General features: G+C 73.2%; 11 protein-coding genes. 9 read left to right on the top strand and 2 right to left on the bottom strand.

Annotated features, from left to right (window positions below):
• On the bottom strand, positions 1-291 hold a 291-nt coding region (locus ACIP60_RS12375; RefSeq protein WP_400682622.1), incomplete at its 3' end, for a transposase family protein.
• Between the two features lie 114 nt (positions 292-405).
• Positions 406-1854, bottom strand: coding sequence for an FAD-dependent monooxygenase (locus ACIP60_RS12370; RefSeq protein WP_400682620.1), 1449 nt, complete (start codon positions 1852-1854; stop codon positions 406-408).
• A gap of 93 nt (positions 1855-1947) precedes the next feature.
• Between ACIP60_RS12370 and ACIP60_RS12365 the strand changes: the two genes are divergently transcribed.
• The 9 genes from ACIP60_RS12365 (at position 1948) to pstB (ending at position 12571) form a co-directional block, all read left to right on the top strand.
• The gene (locus ACIP60_RS12365) at positions 1948-2598 is read left to right on the top strand and encodes a TetR/AcrR family transcriptional regulator C-terminal domain-containing protein (protein ID WP_400682618.1); all 651 of its coding nucleotides are present in this window, start codon (positions 1948-1950) and stop codon (positions 2596-2598) included.
• 79 nt (positions 2599-2677) lie between these two features.
• Positions 2678-3598 (top strand): mycothiol synthase, encoded by a 921-nt coding sequence (gene mshD, locus ACIP60_RS12360; RefSeq protein WP_400682615.1) that lies wholly within the window; start codon positions 2678-2680, stop codon positions 3596-3598.
• A gap of 285 nt (positions 3599-3883) precedes the next feature.
• Positions 3884-6376 (top strand): RNA degradosome polyphosphate kinase, encoded by a 2493-nt coding sequence (locus tag ACIP60_RS12355; RefSeq protein WP_400682613.1) that lies wholly within the window; start codon positions 3884-3886, stop codon positions 6374-6376.
• Positions 6377-6489: 113 nt separating this feature from the next.
• The gene (locus ACIP60_RS12350) at positions 6490-7563 is read left to right on the top strand and encodes a CHAD domain-containing protein (RefSeq protein WP_400682611.1); all 1074 of its coding nucleotides are present in this window, start codon (positions 6490-6492) and stop codon (positions 7561-7563) included.
• A gap of 53 nt (positions 7564-7616) precedes the next feature.
• Positions 7617-8123, top strand: coding sequence for an NUDIX hydrolase (locus ACIP60_RS12345; protein ID WP_111554863.1), 507 nt, complete (start codon positions 7617-7619; stop codon positions 8121-8123).
• 253 nt (positions 8124-8376) lie between these two features.
• Positions 8377-9522 (top strand): phosphate ABC transporter substrate-binding protein PstS, encoded by a 1146-nt coding sequence (gene pstS, locus ACIP60_RS12340; RefSeq protein ID WP_400682609.1) that lies wholly within the window; start codon positions 8377-8379, stop codon positions 9520-9522.
• Positions 9523-9696: 174 nt separating this feature from the next.
• Positions 9697-10680, top strand: coding sequence for a phosphate ABC transporter permease subunit PstC (gene pstC / locus ACIP60_RS12335; RefSeq protein ID WP_400682606.1), 984 nt, complete (start codon positions 9697-9699; stop codon positions 10678-10680).
• Positions 10677-11753, top strand: a complete 1077-nt coding sequence (gene pstA / locus ACIP60_RS12330; protein ID WP_400682604.1) for a phosphate ABC transporter permease PstA — start codon at positions 10677-10679, stop codon at positions 11751-11753. Before pstC ends, pstA begins: the two co-directional genes overlap by 4 nt.
• Before the next feature lie 41 nt (positions 11754-11794).
• Positions 11795-12571 (top strand): phosphate ABC transporter ATP-binding protein PstB, encoded by a 777-nt coding sequence (gene pstB, locus ACIP60_RS12325; protein ID WP_111554838.1) that lies wholly within the window; start codon positions 11795-11797, stop codon positions 12569-12571.
• The last annotated feature ends 71 nt before the right edge of the window (positions 12572-12642 follow it).

The raw sequence follows: 12642 nt of genomic DNA, 5'->3' as shown, positions 1-12642 counted from the left end.
CAGGACGTGATCAGGATCCGTCTCGCGCAGAACCCGCAGCAGACCGGGTGCCCGTCGGGACAGGTGATCGACGACGGCCGTGACGTAGGCGTGGGCGGTGCCGATGGATATACCGAAGCCAGCGGCGATCTGCGCGAGCGTGTCGTGGCGGCGCAGGTAGACCAAGCCGACGAGGGCGCGCTGGTGGGGCGGTAGCTTGCAGCGTCGGTCACCCTCACGAGTGACGATGAGCATGGATACCCACTCGACCAGGGCGTGCGGCAGGTCGAGTGCGGCGGGACGGGGAACCAATGAGCCTCCTGTGTTGATGAGTTGAGATGTCTAACACCTCTCTCAACGGCACGGGAGCCTCGTGCGTTGCGGAACGCTGGCCCGTCACCCGATCAGTGGCCATTCTGAAAGAGCTCAGTCGGAGAGGCCGAGGAGGGCCAGGTAAGGAGCGAGGTCGGCGGCGTTCCGGGTGACGAGGCCGAGGTAGCCGTCGGGGCGGATCAGGTACAGGGTCGGGTGGTCGGTGGCGGGGCCGTAGGCGTCGTGGCGGAGGGCGCGGACGCCTGCGGGGACGGCGGGGGGTTCGGTGGCGGTGGTGACGAGGGTGGCGTGGGTGCCGCGCAGGACGTCGAACAGGCGGGTGCCGTCGGGGAGGTGGGCGTCGGGGGCGCGGTCGCCGGCCTGGAGGGCGTCCTCGGGGACGGCCTCGCGGTGGTCGACGCTGAGCGGGCCGCCGCGGTAGCCGACGGCGAGCTGGTCGGTGTCCTTGCCGCGCCGGGCGCGTCGGCGGTCGGTGCCGGGCTGACCGGCGAGCGGGCCGGCCCGGTGGATCGAGGTGCTGATGTCGAGGACGTCGGCGGCGACGGGCAGCCGTTCGGCCTGGTAGCTGTCGAGCAGGAGTTCGGCGTCGGCGCCGTGCCGCAGCAGGTGGGCGAGCTTCCAGCCGAGGTTGTACGCGTCCTGGACGCTGGTGTTGAGCCCCTGGCCGCCGGCGGGGGAGTGGACGTGCGCGGCGTCGCCGGCGAGCAGGACCCGGCCGGTCCGGAAGCGTTCGGCGAGTGCGGCCCGGGGCCGGAAGTCGGAGGCCCAGCGGATCTCGGTGACGGCGTCCGGGCCGAGGTGGGTGCGGGCGGCGACCACGGCCCGGACGCCGTCCGGGCTGGTGTCGGGTTCGCCGTCCTCGTACTGGGCGTACAGCTGGAAGTCGTCGGTGCCGGGCATCGGGCACAGAGCGAGGGGGCCGCCGGGGGCCTGCGGGAAGACGTGCCAGTGCTCCCGGTCGAGCCCGGTGAGCCGGAGGTCCGCGACGAGGGAGGGCCGGGGGTCGACGGTCTCGCCGGTCATCGGGATGCCCAGGGTCCGGCGGACGGTCGACCGTCCGCCGTCCGCGGCCACCAGGTAGCGGGCGGTGACGGTGCCGATTCCGGTGATCTCGGCGGTCACGCCGGTGTCGTCCTGGGTGAAGCCGGTCAGCTCGGCGCCGAACCGCACGTCGCCGCCGAGTTCCCGGAGCCGGTCGTACAGGATCTCCTGGGTGCGCCACTGCGGGACCATCCAGGTCTCGGGGTGCGGCACCTGCTCGGTCGCGGTGGCGGTCGGGATCAGGGCGAACGGTTCCCCGGGCCGTCCGTCGGTCCAGGGCAGCATCGCGGGGTAGCGCCGGCCCGCGGCCCGGATCTCGGCGAGCACGCCGAGGTCCTCGAATATCTCCAGGGTCCGGGGTTGCAGCCCCTTGCCCCGGGAGCCGGGGAACAGCGCGGGGGCCCGCTCGACCAGCAGGGCCGGGACGCCCCGGCGGGCGAGTTCGCAGGCGAGCGTGAGGCCGGTCGGGCCGGCGCCGGTGATCAGGACGTCCGGGTGCATCGAGCTCTCCTTAACGGTGTTAAGTTGGGGCGGTTCCGAGCCTGTCCTTAACGGTGTTAAGTTGTCAAGCGTCGAGAACCCGGAAGGCAGGCCATGGCACCGAAACTGGATCGCGCGCAGGTGGTCGACACCGCCCTGCGGCTGCTCGACGAGGTCGGCCTGGAGGGCCTGACCCTGCGCCGGATCGCCACCGAACTCGACTGCAAGGCACCGGCGTTGTACTGGCACTTCGCCAACAAGCAGGCGCTGCTGGACGAACTCGCCACCGAGATGATCCGGCGCATGGTCGCGGCCGGCGAGCCGCCCGCCGCCGAGACCCCGTGGCAGCGGCAACTCGCCCTGACCTGCCGCACCCTGCGCCGCACGCTGCTGGCCCACCGGGACGGCGCCAAGGTGTTCAGCGGCACCCGGCTGACCGACTTCGGGCACACCGACCGCTTCGAGGGACAGCTCGGGTCCTTCGTCCGGGCCGGGTTCACCCTCTCCGAGGCGGTCGAGGCGTACTTCACCGCGTACACCTTCACCGTCGGCTTCGTGATCGAGGAACAGGCCGTGCACCCGATGCCGGGGGAGCGGACGCCCGGCTACGACCCGGCCGACCGCGCCGAGCGGATCGGGCCGGACCGGCCGCTGTCCGCCGCCGCCGGCGCGGACCTGTTCACCGACTACGAGCGCCGCTTCGAGCGCGGCCTCGCCATCGTCACGGCCGGCATCGAGGTGCTGCACGCCGAGCAGCCGCGCTGAGCCGGGGCCCCGGCACCGGCGTCCGCCGCCGTCCCGGACTCCCCGCTGAACGCGGGGCGGAGAACGTAGGCTCGCCGGTATGCAGACTTCTGAGAACACGTCAGGCGAGGGCCGGGTCGAGCGGGTCGAGGTGCTGACGGAGGGGCAGGCCGGGGCGGTGCGCGAGCTGCTCGCGGCGGCGGCCGGGGCGGACGGGCGGGAGGCGGTCTCGGAGGCCGGCCGGCTGCGGATCAGGCCGGACAGTCCGCGCGAGGGCGTGCGGCACCTGGTGCAGTCGGCCGGCGGGGCGGTGGTCGGCTACGCGCAGGTCGAGGGCGAGCGGCCGGGGACGGTGGAGCTGACGGTGGCCCCGGCCGAGCGCGGCCGGGGCCTGGGCGGTGAGCTGGTGCGCGAGGTGCTGGCCGGGGCCGGCGGCGGGCTGGACTTCTGGGCGCACGGCGGCCTGCCGGCCGCCCGGCACCTGGCCGAGGCGCACGGGGCGGTGCTGGTGCGCGAGCTGCGGCAGATGCGGCGCACCGCGGCGGCCCCGGACGCGGTGCCGCTGCCCGCGGGCGTCGAGCTGCGGACCTTCGAGCCGGGCCGGGACGAGGCGGCCTGGCTGGCGCTGAACGCGCTGGCGTTCGCGCACCACCCGGAGCAGGGCGCGTGGACGGAGCGCGACCTGGCGGAGCGGATCGCCGAGCCGTGGTTCGACCCGGAGGGCTTCTTCCTGGCGGAGCGGGACGGCCGGCTGGTGGGCTTCCACTGGACGAAGACCCAGCCGGACGGACCGGGCGAGGTGTACGTCGTGGGGGTGGATCCGGCGGAGCAGGGTAATGGCCTGGGGAGGGCGTTGACGGCGGTGGGTCTGCGGCACCTGATCCTGGAGCGCGGCCTGCCGACGGTGATGCTGTACGTGGACGCGGACAACGCGGCGGCTGTCCGGGTGTACGAGCGGCTCGGGTTCGACGTCCACGAGGTCGACCTGATGTACCGGTGGGAGCCGTCCGGTCCGCGCTGAGCTGGGCGGACGCGGACGGGAGGGAGGAACCGCCGGCGGCCACGGGGGCGACCGACTCAGCTTTCCTCCTGGCCATGCGGTGTTTACCGTGGATTCAATCGGCGCCGCGAAGATCACAGAATGTCGTCCGTATTGCCGCGTCCGCGTCACCGCTCCACCCCCCGCCCGTCCGGGCGGGTTCCGGCGTCCCCGGGCGGGTGGACGTGGGTCGACGAGGACGAGCAGCCTGCGGAGTCATGCCCTTCGCCCCACCGGGGCCGCGTCCTGCAGGAGGAGCTGGAACCCATGAGCATCCCCCGCCCCGTCTCCGACTCGGCCGATCCGGCCGAGCGCAGCAGTGAGCAGAAGCCGGCCGTGCGGTCGGGTGTGAGGTCCGGCGCCGGTGCCGGTGGCGGCAGAGCCGCCGCCGGCAAGGACACCGGCGGCAGGGAGTCCGGCAAGGACGCCAAGGACGCCAAGGACGCGAAGGACGCCAAGGAGGCGAAGCCGCGCCCGGCGTCGGCGCGCGGCAGGACCAGGGCGGCCGGTGCCAAGGCGGTGGAGGCCAAGGCCCCGGCCGAGGCGTCCCCCGCGGTGCCGGCGGAGCCGGTGCGGGCCGCGACGGCGCTGCCCACGGCGCTGCCCACGGTGGTCTCGGCGGCCTTCCCGGCGGGCACCGCAAGCACCGCGAACGCCGCGGCCGACGGGCGGGGCCCGGAGGAGGCGGAGCTGCCGCAGGGCCGGTTCCTGGACCGCGAGCGCAGCTGGCTGGCGTTCAACGAGCGGGTGCTGGAGCTCGCGGAGGACCCGAACATCCCGCTGCTGGAGCGGGCCAAGTTCCTGGCGATCTTCGCGTCCAACCTGGACGAGTTCTTCATGGTGCGGGTGGCCGGCCTCAAGCGCCGGATCGCCACCGGCGTGGCGCAGCGCTCGGCGTCGGGGCACCAGCCGCGCGAGGTGCTGGACCTGATCTGGCGCCGTTCGCGCGAGCTGATGGCGCGTCACGCGGCGACCTTCCAGCAGGAGGTGCTGCCGGACCTGGCGGCCGAGGGCATCGAGCTGGTGCGCTGGCCGGACCTGGCGGAGGCGGAGCAGGCCCGGCTGCACACGCTGTTCCGGCAGCAGATCTTCCCCGTGCTGACGCCGCTGGCGGTCGACCCGGCGCACCCGTTCCCGTACATATCGGGGCTGTCGCTGAACCTGGCGGTGGTGGTGCGCAACCCGGTGTCGGGGCACAAGCACTTCGCCCGGGTGAAGGTCCCGCAGTCGCTGTCCCGCTTCCTGGAGGCGTCGCCGCAGCGGTACGTGCCGCTGGAGGACGTGATGGGGGCGCACCTGGAGGAGCTGTTCCCGGGGATGGAGGTGCTCGCCCACCACGCGTTCCGGGTCACCCGCAACGAGGACCTGGAGGTGGAGGAGGACGACACCGAGAACATCCTGAAGGCGCTGGAGAAGGAGCTGATGCGGCGCCGGTTCGGGCCGCCGGTGCGCCTGGAGGTCGAGGAGTCGATCGACCCGTACATCCTGGACCTGTTGGTGCGGGAGCTGAACATCACCGAGGCGGAGGTCTTCCCGCTGCCCGGGCCGCTGGACCTGACCGGGCTGTTCGGGATCGCCGACCTGGACCGGCCGGAGCTGCGGTACCCGAAGTTCGTGGCGGGCACGGCGCGCGGGCTGACCGACGTGGAGTCGGCGACGCTGCCGGACATCTTCGGGGCGATGCGCGAGCGGGACGTGCTGCTGCACCACCCGTACGACTCGTTCTCCACCTCGGTGCAGGCGTTCCTGGAGCAGGCCGCGGCCGACCCGCACGTGCTGGCGATCAAGCAGACGCTGTACCGGACCTCCGGCGACTCGCCGATCGTGGACGCGCTGATCGACGCGGCGGAGTCCGGCAAGCAGGTGCTGGTGCTGGTGGAGATCAAGGCGCGCTTCGACGAGCAGGCGAACATCAAGTGGGCCCGGAAGCTGGAGGAGTCCGGCTGCCACGTGGTGTACGGCCTGGTCGGGCTGAAGACGCACTGCAAGCTGTCGCTGGTGGTCCGCCAGGAGGGCGACACGCTGCGCCGGTACTCGCACGTCGGCACCGGCAACTACCACCCGAAGACGGCCCGGCTGTACGAGGACCTGGGCCTGCTGACGGCGGACCCGCAGGTCGGCGCGGACCTGTCGGACCTGTTCAACCGGCTGTCGGGGTACTCGCGGCGCGAGTCGTACCGGCGGCTGCTGACCGCGCCGCGCGGGCTGCGCGACGGCCTGGTGGCGCGGATCAACGGGGAGATCGCGCACCACCGGGCCGGGCGGCCGGCCTTCGTCCGGATCAAGGTCAACTCGATCGTCGACGAGGTGGTGATCGACGCGCTGTACCGGGCCTCGCAGGCCGGGGTGCCGGTGGACGTGTGGGTGCGCGGCATCTGCGCGATCCGGCCGGGCGTGCCGGGGCTGAGCGAGAACGTCCGGGTGCGGTCGATACTCGGGCGGTTCCTGGAGCACTCGCGGGTGTTCGTGTTCGGCAACGGCGGCGACCCGGAGGTGTGGATCGGCAGCGCCGACATGATGCACCGCAACCTGGACCGCCGGATCGAGGCGCTGGTGCGGGTCACCGACCCGGCGCACCGGGCCGAGCTGAACGGGCTGCTGGACCTGGGCGTCTCCGAGGAGACCGACTCCTGGCACCTGGGCGCCGACGGCACCTGGACCCGGCACGCGCAGGACGCCGAGGGGCGGCCGCTGCGCCACGTCCAGGACCTGCTGATCGACTCGCGCCGCCGCAACCGCGGCTCCGCCGCCGCGCGCTGAGCGGCACCCCGCCCGCGCCGGGAGCGTCCCGGCGCGGGCGGACTGCACGCCCCGGGGCACGCCCGGGGACCCCCGGGGCAGGCCCGGGGAGGGAATCGGGGAGAGCCACAGCCATGACCGATGCGCCGACGACGGCCCCGGTGGCGCGCGCCGCGACCGCCGGGGAGGTCCTTGCCGGCTACCTGACCGCCCAGGCGGGCGCGTTCCTGCGCGCCCTGCCGCAGGCGGTCGGCGAGGCGGGGTCCAGACCGGCGGCGCTGCCGGCGTCGGCGCAGGCGGCGGCGGACCTGCTGCGGGCGGTGCGCCGGATCGGCGGGGCGCTGCACACCTTCGCGGCGGCGTTCGAGGCGCAGTGGGCGCGGGAGTCGCGCACCGAGCTGCGCTGGCTGCTCGACCTGCTGGACCAGGAGCCGGGCTACCAGCGGCGGGCGACCCGGCTGCTGGAGGCGCTGGACTCGCTGGCCGACACCTCCCCGGAGGGGGCGGGCATGCTGGCCGGGCACGCGGGCGCGCCCAAGGCCCGGGCGCTGCTGGAGCGGCAGCTGACGCTGGCCCGGAGCCGGGCGCACACCGCGCTGCTGCAGGAGCTGCGCTCGGCCCGGCTGCACGCGCTGGCGGACCGGATGACGCTGCTGGCCGGGGAGGTGCCGCTGGTGGCCCAGGCGGCCGCGGAGCCGGCGGCGGCGCTGCTGCCGGCGACCGGGGCGGCGCTGGCGGCGCTGCTGGGGGCGGGCGAGCGGCTGCCGTGGCAGCGGGCGGCGCGGGCGTACGGCGGGGCGGGGCTGCACCGGCTGGGGCCGGTGCGGGAGGCGGCGCCGGGCGCGGTGCCGGCGGCGCGGGCCCCGGCGGACGCGGACGCGGCGCTGGCGGCGGACGACGCGCCGTGGCTGCGGGCCCGGGTCCTGGTGAAGCGGGCCAGGTACGCGCTGGAGGTGTGCGGGGCGCCGGGCGAGGGGCTGGCGGAGCTGGACGGGGTGCTGGCGCGCCACCAGGAGGCGTCGGACGCGGCGGCGACGGTGGCGACGGCGGCGCGCACGCCGCGGATCACCCCGGCGACGGCGTACGTGCTGGGGGTGGTGCACGCCGACCAGCGTTTGGAGGTGGAGTCGGCCCGGTACGCTTTCGGGCGCCAGTGGCCGGGGGTGGCGCCCGGGCTGGTCGGTCCGGTGGCGGTGCCGTCGGACTGAGCCCCCGTTCCCCCGCCCCCCGTTCCCCCGCCCGGATGGACCGCGTGCCGCAGATGCCCGACCGCCCCTCGGCGCCCGACCGTGCCCCGGCCCGGTCGGGCGGCTCCCGCACCGACCGCCGTCCGGCGGCGGGTCCCCGTTCGACGGTGCTGGCGGCGGGGGCGGTGCTCTGGGTGCCGGGGCCGCCGAAGAAGGGCGGCAAGGGGCGCAAGAAGCCGCGGATCGCGCTGGTGCACCGGCCGAAGTACGACGACTGGAGCCTGCCGAAGGGGAAGCTGGAGCCGGGGGAGGGCTGGCTGGCGGCGGCGCTGCGCGAGGTGCGGGAGGAGACCGGGATGCGCTGCGTGCTGGGGCCGGAGCTGCCGGCCCAGCACTACCTGGTGCAGGGCCGGCCGAAGGAGGTCCGGTACTGGTCGGCGGTGCCGGCGGGCGGCTCGTTCCGGCCCAACCGGGAGGTGGACCGGCTGGAGTGGCTGCCGCCGCGGCGGGCCCGGGAGCGGCTGACGCACCCGCGCGACCGGGTGCTGGTGGACGCGCTGCTGGAGCTGCTGCTCGGCTGAGCGGGGCCGCGGCCGTCCGGGCGGTCCGTCCGGGCCGCCCGGGTGATCCGGCCGCGCCCCCGCCGTGACGAAACCGTTACTACCTGCCGCAGTTTCCTGACGTCCCTTCGAGGTTCACTCCCCGTTCATGTGTGACCGGCTGACGCGTCACCTGTCCTGCCTAACTTCTGGGTTACCGGAGGGCCGAAAGGGCCCCGGACCACAGCAAAACCGGTCGTTCCGAGACCGGCATTGCCTCAGAAAGGGACACCCAGTGAACCTGCGGAACGGCCGCTCCAAGGCCCTCGCCATCGGTGCCGTCGCGCTCGTCTCCACGCTGTCGCTCTCGGCGTGCGGTACGGACGACAACACCTCGAACACCACCTCGGGCGCCTCCTCGTCCGCCGGTGGCTCGACGGCGGCCGCGGCCAAGATCGCCTGTGCCGACAAGGGCGGCCAGCTGCTGGCCGCGGGTTCGACCGCGCAGACCCCGGCCATCGACGTCTGGAAGGCCGCCTACAGCGCCGCCTGCTCCAGCGCCACCCTGACCTACGGCGGCGGCGGTTCCGGTGCCGGTGTGACCCAGTTCAACCAGGGCAAGATCGCCTTCGCGGGCTCCGACTCCGCCCTGAAGCCGGCCGAGGTCGACGCCTCGAAGCAGGTCTGCGCCGGCGGCCAGGCGATCGACCTGCCGATGGTCGGCGGCCTGATCTCGATCGTCTACAACGTGGACGGCGCCGACAAGCTGGTCCTGGACGGCCCGACCCTGGCGAAGATCTTCGACTCGCAGATCACCAAGTGGAACGACCCGGCGATCGCCGCCCTGAACCCGGGCGTCACCCTGCCGGACGCCGCGATCCAGGCGATCCACCGCTCGGACGACTCCGGCACCACCGCCAACCTGACCGGCTACCTGGCCAAGGCCGGCGGCGGCGCCTGGAAGTACCCGGCCGCCAAGACCTGGGCGGGCCAGGGCGGCCAGTCCGCGAACGGTTCCGCCGGTGTCGCGGCCCAGGTGAAGCAGGTCAAGAACTCGATCTCCTACGTCGAGCTCTCCTACGCCCAGACCAACAAGCTGACCAGCGCGCTGATCAACACCGGCGCCTCCAAGCCGGTCGAGGCCACCGCCGCCAACGCCGCCGCCACCCTGGCCGCCGCCAAGGTCGTCGGCACCGGTGCCGACCTGGCGCTGGACATCGACTACGCGACCAAGGCCGAGGGCAACTACCCGCTGACCCTGGTCACCTACGAGATCGTCTGCGACAAGGGCAACAAGGCCGACAGCCTGCCGATCCTGAAGTCCTTCCTGAACTACACCGTCAGCGACGGCGGCCAGCAGGCCATCGGCGCGGTCGGCTACGTGCCGCTGCCGGCCGAGCTCGCCGCCAAGGTCAAGACCCAGATCGACGCCCTGGCCTGAGCCTGAGCACAGCGACGACCCGGCCGGGCGGCCCCCCGAAGGAGGGGGGAGGGGCCGTCCGGCCGGGGCCCTCGTCGGCACGCACCACGCACCACCACCACGAGAACGTCCGGGGCACCGCCGCCATGGTGCCGCCCTCCGCGGGGCAGCGCCGCCAGACCGGAGTAAACGACCATGACTTCTGCACCCCCCGCCGACGCGCGGGGACGGACTCGACGGAGCCGGGGCGACAGCCGCCGCGGTGACAGCGTGTTCTTCAACCTCTCCCGGGGCTCGGGCATCCTGCTGCTGGTCATCATGGCCGCCATCGCAGGCTTCCTCGCCTACCGCTCGGCCCTCGCGCTGGGCAAGAACGAGGGCAACTTCCTCACCACCTTCGAGTGGACCCCGGACGCCGCGAAGCCGGTCTTCGGCATCGCCGTCCTCACCTTCGGCACCCTGGTCAGCGCGCTGATCGCGATGGCCGTCGCGGTCCCGGTCTCGGTCGGCATCGCGCTGTTCATCTCGCACTACGCGCCGCGCCGGATCGCCCAGCCGTTCGCCTACCTGGTGGACCTGCTGGCCGCCGTCCCGTCCATCGTCTACGGCCTGTGGGGCGTGCTGTTCCTGGTCCCGCACATGGACGGCCTGACCAGCTGGATGGATCAGTACCTGGGCTGGACGTACCTCTTCGGGCAGTCCATCGCGGGCGTCCCGCCGCGCAACCTGTTCACCGTCGGCATCCTGCTGGCGATCATGGTGCTGCCGATCATCACCGCGGTCACCCGCGAGGTGTTCCGGCAGGTCCCGCGGATGCACGAGGAGGCGGCGCTCGCGCTCGGCGCGACCCGCTGGGAGATGGTCCGCACCGCGGTGCTGCCGTTCGGCCGCCCCGGCATCATCTCCGCGTCGATGCTCGGCCTGGGCCGCGCGCTCGGCGAGACCATCGCGGTCGCCACCGTGCTCTCCACCAACAGCCAGCTGTCGCTGCACCTGCTCGACCCGGGCGGCGGCACCTTCGCGCAGAACATCGCGCTCAAGTTCAACGAGGCCCAGCCGCTGGGCCGGGACGCCCTGATGGCCTCCGGCCTGGTGCTGTTCGTCATCACCCTGCTGGTGAACGGCGCGGCCCGCATGATCATCGCCCGTCGCAAGGAGTACTCGGGGGCCGCCGCGTGAGCGCGATTTCGACCGTCACCGACGCCGCCCCGCAGCTCAGCCGCCGGCTGACCGCGGCCCGGCTGCCCCGCTGGGCGCCGGCCGGCGTCGCCGCCGCCTCGATCGCGGTCGGCTGCGGCCTCGGCGCCGTCGCCGGGCTGAAGAGCCACATCCAGTGGGGCCTGATCTCCGCCCTGCTGTTCCTGCTGGTCAGCTACGCCGTCTCGGCCTCGGTCGAGGGCCGCCGCCAGGCCAGGGACCGGTTCGCCACCTCGCTGATCTGGGTCTCCTTCATCTGCGCCGTGGTCCCGCTGGTCGCGCTGACGTTCTACACCGTCCAGCAGGGCATCGGCGCGATCGACGGCAACTTCCTCACCCACTCGATGAAGGGCGTCGTCGCCACCCTCAGCCCGGACGGCGGCATCTACCACGCCATCATCGGCACCGTCGAGCAGGTCCTGCTGGCGACCCTGATCGCCGCGCCGATCGGCCTGCTCACCGCCGTCTACCTGGTGGAGTACGGCCGCGGCCGGCTCGCCAAGGCGGTCACCTTCTTCGTCGACGTCATGACCGGCATCCCGTCGGTCGTCGCCGGCCTGTTCATCCTCTCGCTCTGGAACATCCTGCTGGGCTTCGAGTACTCCGGCTTCTCGGGCAGCCTCGCGCTGGCGATCCTGATGATGCCGGTCGTGGTCCGCTCCACCGAGGAGATGCTCAAGCTCGTCCCGAACGAGCTGCGCGAAGCCTCGTACGCGCTCGGTGTGCCGCGCTGGAAGACCATCCTGCGGATCGTCCTCCCCACCGCCGTGGGCGGGATCACCACCGGTGTGATGCTGGCGGTCGCCCGCATCACCGGTGAGACCGCCCCCGTGATGATGCTGGTGTTCGGCGCCGACTTCATCAACAGCGACCCGTTCCACGGTCCGCAGCAGTCGCTGCCGCTCTACATCTGGCAGCAGTACTCGCAGATCAACAACGACTACGGCTACCAACGCGCCTGGGGCGCGGCCCTGGTGCTGATCGCCTTCGTGATGGGTCTCAACCTCGTCGCCCGGGGCATCGCGCGCTGGCGCTCGCCCAAGGGCGGGCACTGACACCGACTGACGTACGAACAGACGAGAGAAGACGAAAGACCATGGCCAAGCGCATCGACGTCAGCGGACTGTCCGCCTACTACGGCTCCACCCGCGCCATCGAGGACATCTCGATGACCATCGAGCCCCGCTCGGTGACCGCCTTCATCGGCCCCTCGGGCTGCGGCAAGTCCACCTTCCTGCGCACCCTCAACCGGATGCACGAGGTGATCCCCGGCGCCCGGGTCGAGGGCAAGGTGATGCTGGACGACGAGAACCTGTACGGCGCCAACGTCGACCCGGTCGCCGTCCGCCGCTCGGTCGGCATGGTGTTCCAGCGCCCCAACCCGTTCCCCACCATGTCGATCTACGACAACGTGGTGGCCGGCCTCAAGCTGGCCGGGGTGAAGAAGAAGTCCGTGCTGGACGGCGTGGTGGAGAAGTCCCTGCGCGGCGCCAACCTGTGGAACGAGGTCAAGGACCGCCTCAACAAGCCCGGCGCGGGCCTGTCCGGCGGCCAGCAGCAGCGCCTGTGCATCGCCCGGGCGATCGCGGTCGAGCCCGAGGTGCTGCTGATGGACGAGCCCTGCTCGGCCCTCGACCCGATCTCCACCCTCGCCATCGAGGACCTGATCGGCGAGCTGAAGTCGCAGTTCACCATCGTGATCGTGACCCACAACATGCAGCAGGCGGCCCGCGTCTCGGACCGCACCGCCTTCTTCAACCTGGCCGGCGTCGGCCAGCCCGGCAAGCTGGTCGAGCTGGACGACACCCAGCGGATCTTCTCCAACCCGTCGGTCCAGGCCACCGAGGACTACATCTCCGGCCGCTTCGGCTGACCGGCCCCGCGCGCCGTCCGCGCGAGGCCGCACGAACTGCTCCGCGGCGCTGCATGGCGGTGCCGCCGCGG

It is taken from the genome of Kitasatospora sp. NPDC088783 (assembly GCF_044750705.1).
GTDB lineage: Bacteria > Actinomycetota > Actinomycetes > Streptomycetales > Streptomycetaceae > Kitasatospora > Kitasatospora fiedleri.
The sequence above is the reverse complement of the archived record's forward strand: the minus strand, read 5'-3'. Positions and strand labels throughout refer to the sequence as shown.

What these genes read in the sequence shown, in the direction of transcription:
- pstC (WP_400682606.1), top strand. Translation starts at nt 9,697, where the DNA reads ATGACTTCTGCACCCCCCGCCGACGCGCGGGGACGGACTCGACGGAGC.
- ACIP60_RS12355 (WP_400682613.1), top strand. Translation starts at nt 3,884, where the DNA reads ATGAGCATCCCCCGCCCCGTCTCCGACTCGGCCGATCCGGCCGAGCGC.
- ACIP60_RS12345 (WP_111554863.1), top strand. Translation starts at nt 7,617, where the DNA reads ATGCCCGACCGCCCCTCGGCGCCCGACCGTGCCCCGGCCCGGTCGGGC.
- mshD (WP_400682615.1), top strand. Translation starts at nt 2,678, where the DNA reads ATGCAGACTTCTGAGAACACGTCAGGCGAGGGCCGGGTCGAGCGGGTC.
- ACIP60_RS12370 (WP_400682620.1), bottom strand. Translation starts at nt 1,854, where the DNA reads ATGCACCCGGACGTCCTGATCACCGGCGCCGGCCCGACCGGCCTCACG.
- ACIP60_RS12350 (WP_400682611.1), top strand. Translation starts at nt 6,490, where the DNA reads ATGACCGATGCGCCGACGACGGCCCCGGTGGCGCGCGCCGCGACCGCC.
- pstB (WP_111554838.1), top strand. Translation starts at nt 11,795, where the DNA reads ATGGCCAAGCGCATCGACGTCAGCGGACTGTCCGCCTACTACGGCTCC.
- ACIP60_RS12365 (WP_400682618.1), top strand. Translation starts at nt 1,948, where the DNA reads ATGGCACCGAAACTGGATCGCGCGCAGGTGGTCGACACCGCCCTGCGG.